Origin of the sequence: Sphingomonas sp. (assembly GCF_030145815.1) — a bacterium.
GTDB lineage: Bacteria > Pseudomonadota > Alphaproteobacteria > Sphingomonadales > Sphingomonadaceae > Sphingomonas.
Genome location: NZ_JAIXHL010000001.1, coordinates 130,250 through 145,366 on the forward strand (window position 1 = coordinate 130,250; position 15,117 = coordinate 145,366).

Below are 15,117 nucleotides of genomic sequence, written 5' to 3' on the forward strand. Positions count from 1 at the left end.
CGCCGATTTGGTCATGGCGCCCGCCTCGCCCTTATGTCACGCGACCGTCAGCGTTTTTGCGTCCGAATTGACCGAAGGGAAGGGCATGTAGGAGACCCGCAGCCGCTGGGCGAATTCCAGCCGGTGCTCTCCCGGTGCAAGCCCGCCATTGCGCGCGACGGTGATTGTCGCCGACGCACCGAACGGCCACCGCCGGTCGAACGCGGTTTCCATTTCGTCCAGGCTGAGTGGTCCATTGCCTTCATCGAAGCGGACCGCGTCGCGCGGAATCGGCTCACCGTCGACGGTCACATCCAACGCTTCCACCATCGACAGGCCAAGGCCACGATAATAGCCGAGCTTCGCCTCGAACGCGAAGCCGCTCGGCGCGTCAGCCGGGCCGACATTGCGCAGACTGCCGTCCACGATCAGATATTTATCAAACATCAGCGGGCTCCTTCGGCTTGTGCGATCAGGCGTTCAAACATGCGGTGCTGCCGCCGCAACTGCTCGCGGCTGTCGACCGGCTGGACGTCCTGGATCCAGCGATTTCCTTCATATTCGCTGGAGAGGTACCCGTCCCATCCGCCGGCGACCAACTCCGGGATCACTTCATCATAGGCGTGGGTGGGATCGCGGTCGTCTTCCGTCATCTCGTAGAACTTGGCCTGGATATGCCGGAAATAGGGGATGTAGTCGCGGATCCGCTTCGGGTTGGCGTAGGGATGATGGCGCAGCGTCTCGGCCATGCGGATTTCAGCGGGATTGCCCTTCATCTTCACCGCCACCTCATAGATCGTGTATTCAGCCATGATCTTCTGTTCGTGCTGGTCGACGATGAACTGCGCGACCTCCGGGCGAACGCCTTGACGAATGAAGCGGTCGCGATAGACCGGTGGATAATGCTTCATGAAAATGCCCATGTCGGGCAGCAGGCCCAGATGCTTGGTGCCCAGCCTGTCCGCAATCTCGACGGTACGCAGGATCCAAGCGTGCTCCATATGCCAAGGTGAATGAACCTCCACGCCCATGTGCACTTCGAGATCCTCGGCATAAGGCACACACCGCTCGAGGATGTCGGGACGGACGAAGACCAGCACGCGCATGTTGCGGATGCCGAGCCGGTTGCAGAGCACGAGGTCGCGGCGAATAGAGGCGACCTGCTCGTCATCTGTCATCAACCGGTCCTTGCGGGCCTTGGTATCGAGGAACATGTCGTAACAGGTGAGCTCCGTCCCATGCTTGGCCATCAGTTCCTGCCACCAGGCAACCTGGCGGTCGTCGATGTTCGGGAAGCTCGGCATGTTCTGTTCGGGGAGGATTTCGATCCCCTTCGCGCCAATCGACGCGGCGAACGCGACGCAGTCCTCGATCGTCATCTGTCCAAGAAACATCTCTTCCTGGAAGCTGTACAGGCTGACGCCCCGTTTCACTCTGGCAGCCATCTCTTCTCACTCCACTGATATATTATTGTCTAAGGCCGGCCTGACAAACTGAAGCTGCAGTTCGCGTCCGGCGCCGCCGCTGGCGCTCTCGCGATGCAACCTCGGCCGCCGTCCTGCGCGGCGGTTCAGCGACGCATCGGAACTGCGAGTCCGCTCAATCGTCCATGATCCAATGATCTGCCTCTCCTGATCGGCGCCGCACAAAAATCTGGCATTTTCGTCGAGCAAAACCGTCCGCAAAGTGCGCACAAGCCAAAATTAGTATGACCATTCTGATTTTGTCAAATATTCGTTGTGCACGATCCATCGGCGCCTCGGCGATCAGACGCCGCGCTGCGCTCCGGTCGCACAGGATCAGAAGGTCGGCGCCCGCACATCCCGAATTGAAACGTACTCCGTAATATATTATCAAGCCTCCCAAATCGATATGGGGAGAGGCCGGAAATGTGGAACTTGACGGCCTATTGGCGCGGGCTTCCGTTGAAACCGCAAGGCATCGTCGTCGTCCTTGCGGGCTTCCTGCCGATGCTCGCCATTGTCGCGATGGGCCCGGCAGTGCCCACGCTGATCGCGCATTTTGCGCATGACCCCGACGCCCGGGCGCAGGTCCCGGCCCTGATCGGTGCGCCAGGATTGACCATGGCCATCCTTGCGCCCTTTAGCGGGCTGCTGGTCGACAAATTCGGCCGGAGGCAATTGCTACTGGCGGCGACCGCATTCTACGCGGTGTTCGGCACGGTGCCGCTGCTCCTCGAAACCTTGGACCAGATTTACGTCTCCCGACTCCTGCTCGGCATCTCCGAAGCCGTCATCCTGACCGTCGTGAATACCCTGATCGCGGACTATTGGGACGACAAGGGCCGCAAGAATTGGCTGTTTCTGCAAAGCCTGGTCGGCCCCGTGTTTGGCGGGCTCGTCGGGCTGAGCGTCGGCGAGGCGAGCAAGCTGCAGTGGAGCGCGGTGTTTTTCGTCTACCTGGCCGCCATCCCAATCTGGGCGGCCATGATGATCTGGTTATTCGAACCGAAGAAGGCAGAGGGTGGCGAAGCGTCCGCCGCGCTAGCGGTTCCCAAGACTGGCTTTCCTTGGTGGAGTGCGGCGATCACGGCGCTGGTCACATTTTTTGCGGCGATGCTCTATTACGTGTTCATCATCAACGGCGCCCTCGCTTTCGCCGAGGTCGGCGTGACGGAGCCGGATCGCTATGCGCAACTGATCGTCGTGCCGACGCTGTTCTTTCTGGTCGGAGCGGTCCTGTTCCGTATCCTCGCGAACCGCAGCTATGCGCTCCAGCTTGGGGTGTTCTTCGCGCTGCTGGGAGCAGGCCTGGCGGCGATCGGTCTGGCGGAAACCCCGAGTGCAATGGCAGCTGGCGTCATCGTCCAGCAGATGGCGGCTGGCATGGCGGTACCGACATTGCTGGCATGGACTCACTCAAAGTTCGACTTTGCCCATCGCGGCCGGGCCATGGGCATCTGGACCGCCGCATTCTTCCTGGCGCAGTCACAGTCTCCCAGGCTTGTCCACCTTCTCGATCAGTCCACGGGATCAATGCAGGGCGCGTTCCTGACCGCTGGACTCGTTGGGATCGTGGCGGGCGCGGTGGGGGCTGTGATCGCGCTAGCCTTGCGGAAGCTCCCCCAAGCAATTGCATCGGAATAATTGCGGTACCTCCAAACGCGCGGGTCTTCGCGTTCTTTGCACCCCACCCGGCGAATTAAAGGAGCGCAAAACGAACAAATTCAAGCGCGCTTACGCAAACCGAACCCCAATTTTTCTGGGGCACCGGCGGGGGCACGTCGTTCAAGACAAGTGCGTCCACCTAAGTATATTCAAAGAGTTAGATGATTGCTTTGAATCCCTCCCGCTCCGCCAATTTTATAACAAAAGCTCTATGTAATCAGATCCTTGATTGCTTATAGCTGAGGCAGCCTCACTAAATCAGTTTGTCCATAATTCGATGTGATGTCGGGTACGGCCTCTTCTTGACGGCTCATCGACGATCTGTCGAAAGGATCTCCAGTACTCGCACGGCCGCTTGCCGGACTAGTTTCGGGATGTGCCGCTAGTCTGCTGCGCGCCCGAATGTGGTCGTTGATGCACGTGTGGGACAATGCCGAAGCCGGTCCCCTCCGCGGAACTCGCAACGGGCCGAAAGTTGGACTTTGCCGACAGCTCCCTATTGGATCGGCAGCCCGGTAAGCGACCGATCGTTAAGCGGCCCAGCGACGGCGTCGCGCTCCACTTCGACGATCCCGAACCGCTGAAGGTTGGGCCAAAGCTTGGACGCCCCTCAACGTCTAGTCCATTTGGACTGAACAGCCGGCAAGTGCCGTCGGCGGCACGATGTCATGGCACACGTCGAGGGAATTGCGCTCAACCGGCACAAGCGCCTGCTTGCATAGACGAGCAATCTTGCACTTGTCCGCGCCAATGCCGAATGGCGACCGCTACCGGTTGATGCTCTGGGCAAGCTAGTCACCGACGGCCCACCGGTCGATCATGCCGACCTCCAGCGCGTTCTGCTTGCTGAGCTGGAAGTCGTGCAAGCCAAGGTTGAGTCGAACGACGCCAATTCACGAGACCTGTTCTATGATGGTGGGAGGCCCAAGCGCGAGGAGCCGTCCAATGACGTTCTTGTGACGTTGCTGCGACAGACTGACCGGCCACTCACCTTCACGCTTGAGCCGCATCTCGGCGACAACCGCGAAGGCGACATTTGGTGCGAAAGCGGCATCCTTGCCGTCGCGATCGAGTGCAAGCGGCCCGGAGGAATGACCGTTACGAAGCGCTCTCTGTCCGCGACAGCGGGCAGCATCGGCGACTGATCGAGCAAGGCGCAGCCATTCCCATCGGCCTGCCGCAGAAGGCTGCGCGAAATGGAGTATCTGTCGAGGACTTCCGCCAACAGCGACTCGAAAGCTTCATCGGGCCGCGATGGGAGTCGTTCGTTGTTGTCAGCATCCTCGACCTTGTCGGTGAGCAATGCGAAGCATTCGCGTATCGCCATGAAGAGCGGGAAGAGATCGACCTTATTCTCGAATGGCGCGACCGCGCACCGCCTGAGCGGTGGGCGATCGAAGTGGCGGGTCGTAAGTTTGGGAACCACTCCTCCAACCATTTTGCCGCGTCCCTCCGATCACTTGGGCGTAGGCGAAAGTAGCCGTTTTGTTGTTTTCCGAGATGACTCGTGCAGCGGAGGAGCGCGAGGCAGGGGCGGAGTTCCAGCCTTGACGCTGCCCCGCATGTCCGATCGCCTTAAGACACGAATGCGCCGATCGACCGTCGGTCAACTAATCCGCCCGCTTAAGTAATAGCGCGCTGCCTTGTCCGCTTACCATGACGCCCCGTCGACGACTGACTGTCGGCAAGCGGCCATAAGCGGAAGGGCCGCTGTCCGCATGAGCTGCCGGTTGGCAATGCGCCCTGATTGCAGGCCTTGCGCTCTTGCTAATCCCACCATCGTTAAGAGGCCTTTTTCGGCTACCGAGCCCTCCATGGATTGGCAAGGAGGAGCGGCCACGCTTCAACCAGGCTACGCGTCACTCCTCCAATGGGGCCTCGCACCTGAAGCTACTCAAGGCGGCGGTCGATCCGACACCCCGATAGACAGCGCGCTGGGGATATGGACATAGCGGGCGCTGCATCGCGATCCTCCCTGACTCTTCGCCCGAGAATTTGCTCGCAACGATCTGATCAGGTGCCTCGCCGCGCTCGGTCCATGCGATCAGGGCGGAGAACAAGTCGTGCCGCGCATCGTCCGAAGGCGGGCGTGGCGGGATGCCCAAAGTGGTGTTGAACGCGTCCGGTCCGGTGCCGCCGCCGCAATGCATTATTCCGGGCGCCATGAACAGCCGCGCGCTGTCGGCCAGCTTGCCCATCCCGCCCATCTGCGCTGCATGGCGATCAAAGAAGGCGACCGACTGGCCCGGTGGCACCAACGTATCGGCGAGGCCGTGGAACACGATCAGCTTGCCGCCCCGCTGCGCGAACGGCGCAAGCGTGCCGCGCATCGCATCGTTCACGATCGGGTCGAGCTGCGCATCGACCACCGGCATGTCACGGTCGAAATCGAACCCGTTCCAGTCCCAATTGGCACCGAACACCCATTTGAACAGGCTGCCGAAGGGCGGTTGTCCATTGATCGGCTTTTGCAGGAACGACCAGCCGAACGTGTCGGGCATTTCGCTTCCCGGCAGCCAGCCGAAGAAGGTCGGCTTACCATCGCGATCGGTCGGGCCGGAGTAGAAGGCGCGCGCCGTCGCGACCTCGCCGTCGGTCAGGCAGTTCTCCGATGCTCCGGCCTTGCACTGCAGGACCTGCGGGTCGAAGCGACAGGCCATCGGATCTGAAATGAAGCGATCCCCCGCAAGGCCATGTCCCTGCCGCCAACAGGCGGCGATCGCGGACTGGTTGAGCAGCTTGAGCTTGGCCTCGGGCAGCAGGCGTCCGGGTGCGCGATTGGCAGCGGCATAATTCCACAAAACCGCGGCATGGCCCCACGTCCGGTTCATCACCGGCGCGCCGACCAGGATGCCGTCATAATCCTGCGGATAATACAGCGCCTCGATCAGCCCCATCTGTCCGCCGGTCGAGCAGCCGGTATAGTAGGATCGCCGCGCAGCCCGGCCGTAAAATGCGGCCGTGATTGCCTTGCCCGTCACGGTCATCGCATGCGCGGACAGGCGCCCCCAATCGCGCCACTTGCGCGGCTGACCGATCAGCGCGTCGCCCTCCAGCGGGGTCGCGGGCGCGGTGCCGGCGTCGGTCGTCGCGGTGGCAAAGCCGCGCCGCAGCCCCTCGACCATGCCCGAATAGCCGAGCGCAAAGCTGCCCGCGAACCCGCCGCTGCCATTGCCATGAAACACTCCGGCCCAGTCGCTGGCGGGCAGCCACAGTTCGACGCCGATGTCCGATCCCGGCTCGGACTGCACGCGCGCGACGACGCGACAGAAGCTGCGATACCCCGGCACGTCGCCGGTTGCCGTAGTCTTGGTCGGCTTGGCCGGAACGAACGTTGCGCTGGAGATGGTCGTGTCGCGCAGCTTCAACGTTGCCAGTGCGGCACAGCGTGCGGCGGGATCGGAGCCTCGGGCAAGGGCGGGTGCGCTCCAGCAAATCGCGCCGAGCGCTGCTGCCGCGATCCAATGACGGGTGTTCATGGGATTGTGCCTCATCAACGCCCCTCCGCCCGCCGGATCAGCCGCGCGAGCCACAGGAACAGCAGCGCCGCGATCAGATACATCGGGGCGAGTGCGTAGAACGCCATCTGCAGCGAATGCCCGCCATAATCCGGACGAAAGAAATCGCTCATCATGCCGACAAAGGTCGGGCCGAGGCCGAGGCCGATCAGGTTCATCACCAGCAGCAGCAGCGCGCCCGAGATCACGCGCGCGTCCGGCGCGACCTCCCCCTGCACGAAGGTGACGGTCGCGGGGAGGAAGAACGAGTTGAGGAACAGCGGCACGAACAGCAACGCCAATGCGAGCGGCCAGCTGTCGACCGTCACGAAACCGAGGAAGAAGGGCAAGGCGATCAGCAGCGAGAGCGCGGGCAGCGTCGCATAGGCCGCCTTGTTGCGCACCGCGAACCGGTCGATCAGCTTCCCCGACGCAAAGATGCCGGCGCCCATCCCAAGGCCCACCGCGAGCGCGTACCAGATTGCGACCTGATCCAGCGTCATCCCCTTTTCCCGCATCAGGAACAGTGTCGCGAAATTGGCGAGGCCATAGGTGATGAAGTTCGCCGCGCCGCTAGCCAGCGCAGCAACCGCGAGCAACTTGTTGCCGAAAAAGGCGAGGATCGTCTGGACGAAGCCCGGTGCTGGCCCCGCCGCGGCAACCGGCGCCGGATCGAACCGGCCGCGCGGCGGCTCGGGGATCAGGAAATAGACCACCACGGCCGTCACCACCCCGATCGCGCCCACCACGTAAAAGGGCACGCGCCAGTCGAACGCCGCCGCCAACGACGCGCCGAACGCCACGCCCAGCGCCGATCCGATCGGCGGGCCGAGGTTGAAGATGCCCATCGCCGTGCCGCGCTGTTCGCGCGGAAAGGTGTCAGAGATGATCGCATAGGAAGGCGGCACCCCACCGGCCTCGCCGACGCCGACCGCCATGCGCGCCACCGCGAGCTGCCCATAGTTGGACGCCATCCCGCATGCGACCGTGGCGGCGCTCCACAGCCCGCAGGCGAGCGAGAGCACCTTCACCCGGTTGCTGCGGTCAGCCAGCCAGCCGACCGGGATCGCGATGAAGCAATAGAACAGCGCGAAGTAAAAACCGGTGATGTAGCCGAGCTGGCCATCGCTGATCTGCAAACTGTCCTGGATCGGCTTGGCGAGGATCGACACCAGCTGGCGATCGAGGAAGTTCAGGACATAGACGAAGCACAACATCCCCAGCACCAGGCCGCGGGGTGCGGCGCGTCCTCCCGCCTGCATCGCGTCGGTCGCCATCAGCCTGCACTCCCATCAAGTTTCGCGGGGTCCTTGTCGATCCAGCCCGGACGGCCCCTTCCGCCCCCCAGCCCGGCGGCGACGCGCTGTTTGAGCAACGCGGGCGGCCGGAACCGCTCACCATAAGCGTCCTGCAGGATTTCCTGCACCTGCAGGCACAGATCGGACGTCACGACATCCATCATCGCAAACGGCCCGATCGGATGGCCAAGACCCAGGCGGCACGCGGTGTCGAGATCGGCGGGCGTCGCCACCCCTTCTTCGACCAGCTTGACCGCTTCGATCAGCAGCGCGTGGAGCATGCGGTTCACCGCGAAACCGGCAACGTCGCGAACGCGTACCGGCTGTTTGCCGATGTCGCGCATCAATAACGTCACCTTATCCGCAATCGCCGCCTCGGTTGCGAAGCCGGAAATGACCTCGACCAGCTGCATCCGCGACACCGGCGAGAAATAATGCGTCCCGATGAACCGCGCGCGTCGTTCGGGTGTCAGGAACGCGGCGAGGGTCGAAATCGGCAATGTCGACGTGTTGCTCGCGAAGATGCAGGACGGCGCGCAAATCCGGTCCAGCGCACGCAGCACATCGGCCTTAGCGTCCAGCGCTTCATACACCGCCTCGGTCATGATCGTGCAGTCGCGCAGCGCGTCGAGGCTGGTGACCGTCGCGATCCGAACCAGGGCCGCCTCCGCCGCTTCGCGCGCATAGGTCCCGCGCGCCACGCCCTTGTCGAGCACGCCGCGCAACCGCGCGAGCGCGCGGTCCAGCGCGTCCCCGCTGCGATCGTGCAGCAGCACGTCATGCCCCGCGAGCGCGAACACCAGCGCGATCTCGGCCCCCATCAGGCCCGCACCGACGACCCCGGCTTTCATGCCACGGCTCCCGCGGAAATATCCGACGCGCGCTGCCGCCAGTGCTGCGCTTGCTGGATATACCAGGGAAGCACTTCCGGTGTGGCGGTGGCATCGGGGCTGACCACCTTCTCGACCGGCCATCCGGCGAACAGCCGCTTGATCGGCAGTTCCTGCTTCTTCCCCGACAAGGTGCGCGGGATGCCGGGCGCAGCGATCACGCGATCGGGCACAAAGCGTGGCGACAGGCTGGTGCGGATCGCCACTGCGATTGCCCCCTCCAGCGCGGCGTCGACCGCGAATCCTTCGCTTGGAACGACGAATAGGATCAGCCGACTTTCGCCCTGCGCGGTTTCAAGGTCGATCAGCATCGAGTCGGCCACCTGCGGCAATTGCTCGACCGCCGAGTAGATTTCTGCTGTGCCCATGCGCACGCCATGCCGGTTGATCGTCGCGTCGCTGCGGCCCGAGATGGTGCAGCTGCCATCGCTGCCGATCGTCAGCCAGTCGCCATGCCGCCAAACGCCGGGCCAGGTCGCGAAATAGGAGTCGTGATAGCGGCTGCCGTCGGCATCGCCCCAGAAATAGAGCGGCATGCTCGGGAACGGGCGCGTGCAGACCAGCTCGCCCACTTCATCGACGACCGGCTTGCCCTGCTCGTCCCACGCCGCAATCGCCGCGCCCAGATGGCGGCACTGCAGGCGGCCGGGCGTATCGGGCAGTTCGGGGTTACCGGCCATGAAGGCGGCGGCGATCTCGGTCCCGCCGCTGACATTGCACCACCAGATATCGGGGCGGCCCAGTTGCGCGAATTGCGCACTGCCCCAGCGCTGGACGGCGGGCGGCAGCGGCGACCCCGTGCTGCCCAGTGCGCGAATGCGCTCGACCCCGGCGATGCGGGTGATATCGATCCCGGCCTTGCGGCAGCTGGCGAAAAAGGCCGCCCCCGCGCCGAACCAAGTCACGCCGCTGCGCGCCGCGAAATACCACAATCGCGTCCAGTCGGGGTCCGCCTTGGTCCCGCTCGGCGATCCGTCGAACAGGCAGATGGTCGTCCCGCTCAGCAACCCGCCGACCTGGATGTTCCACATCACCCAGCCGCTCGCGCTGTACCAATGGAAGCGCTCGCCGAAATTATTCGGCGCGTAGCTTGGACCGAGATCGAAATGCAGCCGCCCGGCGGCAGTCGCGACCAGCACGCCGCCATGACCGTGGACGATCGCCTTGGGCAGGCCGGTGGTGCCGCTGGAATAGAGGATCCACAGCGGATGATCGAACGGCAGCCATTCCGGCTCGAACGTCGCGACCGCATCATCGTCGCGGGAGAGCGTGGTTGCCAAGTCGATGGCACCGGGGATTTCGCCCGTCGCGCAACCGCTGGTGACGAGGAAGATGTTTTCCAGACTGGGAAGCTGCGCGCAAAGGTCGCGAACGGCGGCTGTGCGGTCCAGCGCTTTGCCCGCATAGAAGACGCCATCGACCGCAATCAGCGCCTTGGGCGCGGTTTGCCGCCAGCGATCGAGCACCGCATTGGTGCCCATGTCGGGCGAGCACAGGGTCCAGATCGCGCCGATACTGGCGCAGGCGAGCAGCCCGATCACCGCCGCAGGAATATTGGGCAGATAGGCAGCGACGCGGTCCCCCGGCGCGATCCCGCGCGCGCGCAGGGCAAGGGCGAGCGCGGCGGACTGGCGGCGCAGCTCCGCCCAGCTCAGCGTGACGCTGGAGCCGCGCTCGTCGATGGCGATGATCGCCGGCTGCCCCGCCGCGTCTGCCGCCTCGGCATGGCGGAATACGTGCTGCGCGTAATTGACCTGCGCGCCGTCGAACCATCGCGCGCCCGGCATCCCCTTGTCGCTCAGCACCGCAGTGAACGGCGTTGGTGATTCAATGCCTTCAAACTCCCAGATGCTGCGCCAGAACCCGTCCAGATCCTCGACCGACCAGCGGTGCAGGTCTTCGAAGCTGGCAAAGGATCGCCCGTGCGTCTGCGCCAGCCAGTCGCGATAGCGCCGGATCTGCGGCACGGGCTGGGGGAGGGAGACGCTGGAACCGGTCATCAAAAGTCAAACCTTGTTGTCATCATGCAATGCGGGGGCGGCGCCCTGTGAGAGACGCCGCCCGCCAGCGATCAGAAGGATGTGCGCAGGCTCATCGCCGCGTAGCGACCGATCGCGTTGTAGGCGCCACCGATGCCGTCGGTGCCCGGGAAGAAGGGCGGGGTCGCATCGAAGAGGTCGTTGACCTGCAACCCAAGCTCCAGCCCCTTGGCAAAGGCCAGGTCGGGCAGCCGCACCGACAGGCGCAGATCGACGGTGGTATAGCCCTCGGCCTCATACAGCGCCGACCCCGTCGGCGTCGCATAGGATGCCGTCACGCCGCTGCGATGGTTGACGAAGTTGACGAAGGTCACCGGCCCGGCGGTGAAGCCGAGCGTTGTCCGCAACGTCGTGCGCGGGATGCCGGCATCCAGCGAATTGCTCACCGCCGAAGTCGGCGACAGCTGGTTGCGATAGTTCAGGATGTAGTTGCCCGCGATGCCCCCGAACAGCGTCCCGAAACCGACATCGTGGCGATAGCGCAGGTCGAAATCGATCCCGTTGGTCTCCCGCACCCCGAAATTGCCCTGGCGCAGGTCGAGGATGTTGCCGATCGTCGGCACCGCGGCAAAGGTGTAGAAGAACGGCACCGTGTTGGCGATCGCCGCACTCACCTGCGCCGAGGTCGGATTGCGCAGCACGCGCGACGCAAAGGTCGGATCGCTGAACAACAGCGCGCCCAACCCCGATGGCGTTCCGATCACATTGTCGTAATGGATGTCGTAGAAGGTGACGCTGGCGGTCAGGTTCGGGATTGCCTTCGGCCGCAGGTCGATCCCTGCCGACCAAGTGCGCGCGGTTTCCGGCGTCAGATTGCGGTTGCCACCGAACAGCAGGATCGTGTTGACCTGTGCCGCACCGCGAGAGGGATCGCGCGCGCCGAACGCATCGACCAGGGCTGCGGCCGAGTAATAGGAGCCGACCGTCGAGCCGAGGTCGCGCAAACCCGGCGCGCGGAACGAGCGGCCATAGCTGCCGCGCAGGTTGATACCCTCGACCGGTTCCCAGGTCAGGCCGATCTTGGGATTGCTCGTCGATCCGAAGTCGCTGTAATCGTCAAAGCGGCCCGACAGCGACAGCGCGAGGCTGTACATCCCCGCGGTCGCATTCCCCTCGCCAAAGATCGGCACGAACAGCTCGCCATAGAGCGACTTGACGTTGCGCTCGAGATCCTCGGGGAAGCCGACCCCACCGCTCTGGCCGCGCTGGCGATAGGTTTCGCGGCGATATTCGGCACCCACTGCGATCTTGAGCTCGCCGCCCGGCAGATCGGCGAGCGGTCCGTCGATCTTGACCGCACCGATGCGCGTGCGCTGGCGGTTGTCGAAGGTAGTCGGGTTGTTGAGGATCGCGGCCCGCACAGCCGGGCTGGTGCCGTAACCGAACGGGTCGAGCGCGGTCGCAGTCGTCGTGCCCGCAGCGGCTGCGGTCAACGCGGTGGTGTTGATCCCGGGCTGGAAGGTATCGTTGCGCGAGAAGTTGAACGAGCCATAGACGCTCGCCTTGAAGTTACCCGGCAAGTCGATATCGACGCCGGCCGTCGCATTGCCGCTGCGCACGCGGAAAATCTGGTCGAAATGATCCGCGCCGACCAACCGGTCCGGACGGAAATCGAAATAGCCGAACACCGATCCCGTCCCCGGCGGCGCGCGGAAGAACGGGTTGGCGGCGGTGATCAGGACGAAGGTCTGCCCCGGCAGCGCGGCCTGAACCACATCGCGGCGGTCCGAATAGAGGAAGTCGGCCCACAAGGTGACCCCATCGGACAGGTCCTGCCGCGCCGACACGAAGGCGCTGTGCGTGCGGTTCTGGGGCAGCAGGTCAACCGGCCCGCGCGGGTCGCAGGTGTTGAGACCCGGCGCAAGGCTGGGCGCGGCATAGATGGTGCCCGCGAACAGGTTCACGTTCGCGTCGGGGCACACCGCCGACCGCGTGTCGATCCCGCCGGCCGCACGGAAATCGAGCGAGCGATAGCTGCGGTCGGCCCCGGTGATGTTGCTGTTGTCCTGATATTGATAGGCGGCGACGAACGATCCGCTGCCCCAGTCATGGCCAAAGGCTAGGCCCGCGTTGAACGCGTTGTAGTCGTCGGCGATGCCATAGCGGACGATCGCCTCCACGCCCTTGATCCGCCGACGGGTGATAAAGTTGACGACGCCTGCGACCGCTTCCGACCCGTAGATGGCGGACGCACCATCGGCGACGATCTCGACCCGCTCGATCGCCAGCTCGGGGATGAACGGATAGTCGGGGTTGGTCTGCTGCGTGCTGCCCGAGATCAGGCGGTGCCCGTTCATCAGCGGCAGCGTCGCGGCGGTGGGGAGCCCGCGCAGGCCCGGCGCGAACGAGCCGAGACCATTGTTGCTAACGCGCGGCGCGGTGTTGAAGCTGTTGAGCTGCGGCACGGTGGCGAGCAGCTCGGGCGTGCTCGCCGCGCCGATCAGCTTCGCGTCCTCCCGCGTCACGCTGATCAGGCCGGAGCCGGTGGGCGGGATGCCGCGGATGCTCGACCCGGTGATGACCACTTCGGTCGGCTCTTCCGCGTCGGTCTGCGCGGCGGTTTCGGCCGTCTGGGCGTAGGCGGCTGCAGGCGCGGCCAGCAGCGTGAGCGCCAGGGCGGAGCGCGCCCGGAGCTGTGCACGGTGCCCAAATTGAACGGTTCGGATCGACATGTCCTGTATCCCCTCCTTGATCTATTCGCGTTGCGGTCTTTGCCGCCGCCGGGCTTTGCCGACTTGAACCCTTGCTTATGGTCTGACACAGCGCGTGGTAAGCGCATTGGCGGACATCGCTATGTCTTTACCGGACATGCGCGACGGGAGGGTGCGACGATGGCAAAGGCGGACGACGACGGCGCGGCGCTGGATCGCAACCCGCGCGCGGGCTTTCCCTCGCTCAACCAGCGCAGCTTCGCCCCGTTCAAGATCGCGACGGTGATCGACACGGTCGCGGATCGCGGGATCAGTGCGGAGACGGTGCTCGACCGCACCGGCCTCACCCTGGCCGAGGTGCGCGACCCCCACACGATGACCTCGATCGGCCAGTATCTCACGGCGTGCGAGAACATCGTCGCCGCCGGCGCAGGCTATGCCGATGCGTTCGCGATCGGCGCACGCCTGCATCTGTCTGCCTATGGCATGTATGGCTACGCGCTGATGTGTTCACCGACGATGCGTGACTTTTTTGACTTCGCGGTGCGTTACCAGCCCCTCGCAACCCCGACCGTGCGCCTCGCATGGCGGGCCGAAGGCGACGTGGCGATCTGGCAGTTCAGGGAAATCTATCGCGATGTGATGAGCAGCGACGTGCGCACCTTTCTTGTTCGGCAGCAGATGAAGATGACCTTCACCCATATCCGCGACACTGCCGGTGCAGACAATCTGCCCGTGCGCGCGCTATTCGCGCTGCCCGAGGATGCGTTTGCACCGGACGATGCGAAGGCGCTGTCCTGCCCCTGCTCCTTTGGCGAAGCCGCGAATGAGCTCCACTATCCCATCGGCATTCTCGACCAGACGCCGGAGCTCGGCAACCGGCTCACCCGCACCATGCTGGAGGAAACCTGCGAGCGGCTGATCGGTCAGGCGCGCATTTCATCGGGTCTGTCGGGCGAAGTGTATCAGCTGCTGCTCAACGCGCCGAGCGAGTTTCCGTCGATGACCGCGATCGCCGCACAGCTGGGGATGCAGGAGCGCACCCTGCGCCGCCGCCTCGCTGCTGAAGACACCGCTATGGCGCGATCGTTGACGATGTCCGCCGCAAGCTCGCGATCGAATATCTTCAGACAACCCGGATGAGCGTCGACGACGTGGCTTGGAAGGTGGGCTTCAGCGACAGCGCGAATTTGCGCCGTGCGGTCCGGCGCTGGACCGGCAAGACGATTAGCGCGTTGCGCGCGAGCACCTAGTGGAAAACGAAGGAAGAGATTGCAGGCGAAGGCCGAGCCGAGCTGGCGGCGGCAGCTTTGCTACGTCAAATGCACTCGGGATTATGTCGGCAATCGCGGCTTGCGGCGTGCGCGACGTTACCGATATCGGATTCTTTCTCGTCGACTGGGCATGGCACTTCGCCGCCGGCGGGTTTCCAGCCTTTCGAACTGCGGTGGTCGCGCACGGCCCACAAGCCGGCGATGTAAGCGCCAACCATCAACAGGGCGAACATGCCGATCGACAGGAGCGGCAAGGCGATGTCGTCGATCAAAGGGAACAGGCGGAATTTCCCATCTCGGTCAGGTAACAATTCGCGCCACGACACGTTACGCTGGGAAATCTGAGCATCACGGAGGGCTG

12 protein-coding genes are annotated in these 15,117 nt (G+C 64.2%); 4 read left to right on the forward strand and 8 right to left on the reverse strand.

Going from position 1 to position 15,117, the window contains the following annotated elements; all coding sequences use genetic code 11:
- Nucleotides 1-36: 36 nt before the first annotated feature.
- Both KYX69_RS00670 and KYX69_RS00675 read right to left on the reverse strand, forming a co-directional pair.
- Complete coding sequence (locus tag KYX69_RS00670) at nucleotides 37-426, reverse strand: DUF6379 domain-containing protein (RefSeq protein WP_300492605.1); 390 nt, start codon at nucleotides 424-426, stop codon at nucleotides 37-39.
- Entirely contained in the window at nucleotides 426-1,424 is a 999-nt protein-coding gene (locus KYX69_RS00675; RefSeq protein WP_300492606.1) for a TIM barrel protein, read from the reverse strand. The genes KYX69_RS00670 and KYX69_RS00675 overlap by 1 nt, the downstream gene beginning before the upstream one ends.
- Nucleotides 1,425-1,868: 444 nt before the next feature.
- Between KYX69_RS00675 and KYX69_RS00680 the strand changes: the two genes are divergently transcribed.
- Nucleotides 1,869-3,086 carry an MFS transporter gene (locus tag KYX69_RS00680; RefSeq protein WP_300492607.1) on the forward strand — a complete coding sequence of 406 codons (1,218 nt, stop codon included), beginning with the start codon at nucleotides 1,869-1,871 and terminating at the stop codon, nucleotides 3,084-3,086.
- An 881-nt stretch (nucleotides 3,087-3,967) separates the two neighbouring features.
- A complete protein-coding gene (locus tag KYX69_RS00685) occupies nucleotides 3,968-4,252 on the forward strand; it encodes a hypothetical protein (protein ID WP_300492608.1) in 285 nt (94 codons plus the stop codon).
- A gap of 714 nt (nucleotides 4,253-4,966) precedes the next feature.
- On the opposite strand, the gene KYX69_RS00690 is transcribed toward KYX69_RS00685, so the two are convergent.
- The 5 genes from KYX69_RS00690 to KYX69_RS00710 all read right to left on the reverse strand — a co-directional run bounded on the left by KYX69_RS00690 (nucleotide 4,967) and on the right by KYX69_RS00710 (nucleotide 13,503).
- On the reverse strand, nucleotides 4,967-6,586 hold the full coding sequence (locus tag KYX69_RS00690; RefSeq protein WP_300492609.1) for a tannase/feruloyl esterase family alpha/beta hydrolase: 1,620 nt from the start codon (nucleotides 6,584-6,586) through the stop codon (nucleotides 4,967-4,969).
- Nucleotides 6,587-6,600: 14 nt separating this feature from the next.
- Nucleotides 6,601-7,881 (reverse strand): MFS transporter, encoded by a 1,281-nt coding sequence (locus KYX69_RS00695; protein ID WP_300492610.1) that lies wholly within the window; start codon nucleotides 7,879-7,881, stop codon nucleotides 6,601-6,603.
- Complete coding sequence (locus tag KYX69_RS00700; RefSeq protein ID WP_300492611.1) at nucleotides 7,881-8,753, reverse strand: 3-hydroxyacyl-CoA dehydrogenase family protein; 873 nt, start codon at nucleotides 8,751-8,753, stop codon at nucleotides 7,881-7,883. The genes KYX69_RS00695 and KYX69_RS00700 overlap by 1 nt, the downstream gene beginning before the upstream one ends.
- Nucleotides 8,750-10,792 carry an acetoacetate--CoA ligase gene (locus KYX69_RS00705; RefSeq protein ID WP_300492612.1) on the reverse strand — a complete coding sequence of 681 codons (2,043 nt, stop codon included), beginning with the start codon at nucleotides 10,790-10,792 and terminating at the stop codon, nucleotides 8,750-8,752. Before KYX69_RS00705 ends, KYX69_RS00700 begins: the two co-directional genes overlap by 4 nt.
- Before the next feature lie 71 nt (nucleotides 10,793-10,863).
- Nucleotides 10,864-13,503: a TonB-dependent siderophore receptor gene (locus tag KYX69_RS00710; protein WP_300492613.1), complete on the reverse strand. Its 2,640-nt coding sequence runs from the start codon at nucleotides 13,501-13,503 to the stop codon at nucleotides 10,864-10,866.
- 159 nt (nucleotides 13,504-13,662) lie between these two features.
- Here KYX69_RS00710 and KYX69_RS00715 point away from each other — a divergent pair, with 159 nt between their 5' ends.
- Together KYX69_RS00715 and KYX69_RS00720 are read left to right on the forward strand one after the other, a co-directional pair.
- Entirely contained in the window at nucleotides 13,663-14,625 is a 963-nt protein-coding gene (locus KYX69_RS00715; RefSeq protein ID WP_300492614.1) for an AraC family transcriptional regulator ligand-binding domain-containing protein, read from the forward strand.
- Nucleotides 14,622-14,735: an AraC family transcriptional regulator gene (locus KYX69_RS00720; protein WP_300492615.1), complete on the forward strand. Its 114-nt coding sequence runs from the start codon at nucleotides 14,622-14,624 to the stop codon at nucleotides 14,733-14,735. Before KYX69_RS00715 ends, KYX69_RS00720 begins: the two co-directional genes overlap by 4 nt.
- Before the next feature lie 65 nt (nucleotides 14,736-14,800).
- On the opposite strand, the gene KYX69_RS00725 is transcribed toward KYX69_RS00720, so the two are convergent.
- Nucleotides 14,801-15,028 carry a hypothetical protein gene (locus tag KYX69_RS00725; RefSeq protein ID WP_300492616.1) on the reverse strand — a complete coding sequence of 76 codons (228 nt, stop codon included), beginning with the start codon at nucleotides 15,026-15,028 and terminating at the stop codon, nucleotides 14,801-14,803.
- Nucleotides 15,029-15,117: the final 89 nt, after the last annotated feature.

Coding starts and splice junctions, on each gene's coding strand:
- KYX69_RS00670 (WP_300492605.1), bottom strand. CDS start 426: ATGTTTGATAAATATCTGATCGTGGACGGCAGTCTGCGCAATGTCGGC.
- KYX69_RS00675 (WP_300492606.1), bottom strand. CDS start 1,424: ATGGCTGCCAGAGTGAAACGGGGCGTCAGCCTGTACAGCTTCCAGGAA.
- KYX69_RS00680 (WP_300492607.1), top strand. CDS start 1,869: ATGTGGAACTTGACGGCCTATTGGCGCGGGCTTCCGTTGAAACCGCAA.
- KYX69_RS00690 (WP_300492609.1), bottom strand. CDS start 6,586: ATGAACACCCGTCATTGGATCGCGGCAGCAGCGCTCGGCGCGATTTGC.
- KYX69_RS00695 (WP_300492610.1), bottom strand. CDS start 7,881: ATGGCGACCGACGCGATGCAGGCGGGAGGACGCGCCGCACCCCGCGGC.
- KYX69_RS00700 (WP_300492611.1), bottom strand. CDS start 8,753: ATGAAAGCCGGGGTCGTCGGTGCGGGCCTGATGGGGGCCGAGATCGCG.
- KYX69_RS00705 (WP_300492612.1), bottom strand. CDS start 10,792: ATGACCGGTTCCAGCGTCTCCCTCCCCCAGCCCGTGCCGCAGATCCGG.
- KYX69_RS00710 (WP_300492613.1), bottom strand. CDS start 13,503: ATGTCGATCCGAACCGTTCAATTTGGGCACCGTGCACAGCTCCGGGCG.
- KYX69_RS00715 (WP_300492614.1), top strand. CDS start 13,663: ATGGCAAAGGCGGACGACGACGGCGCGGCGCTGGATCGCAACCCGCGC.
- KYX69_RS00720 (WP_300492615.1), top strand. CDS start 14,622: ATGAGCGTCGACGACGTGGCTTGGAAGGTGGGCTTCAGCGACAGCGCG.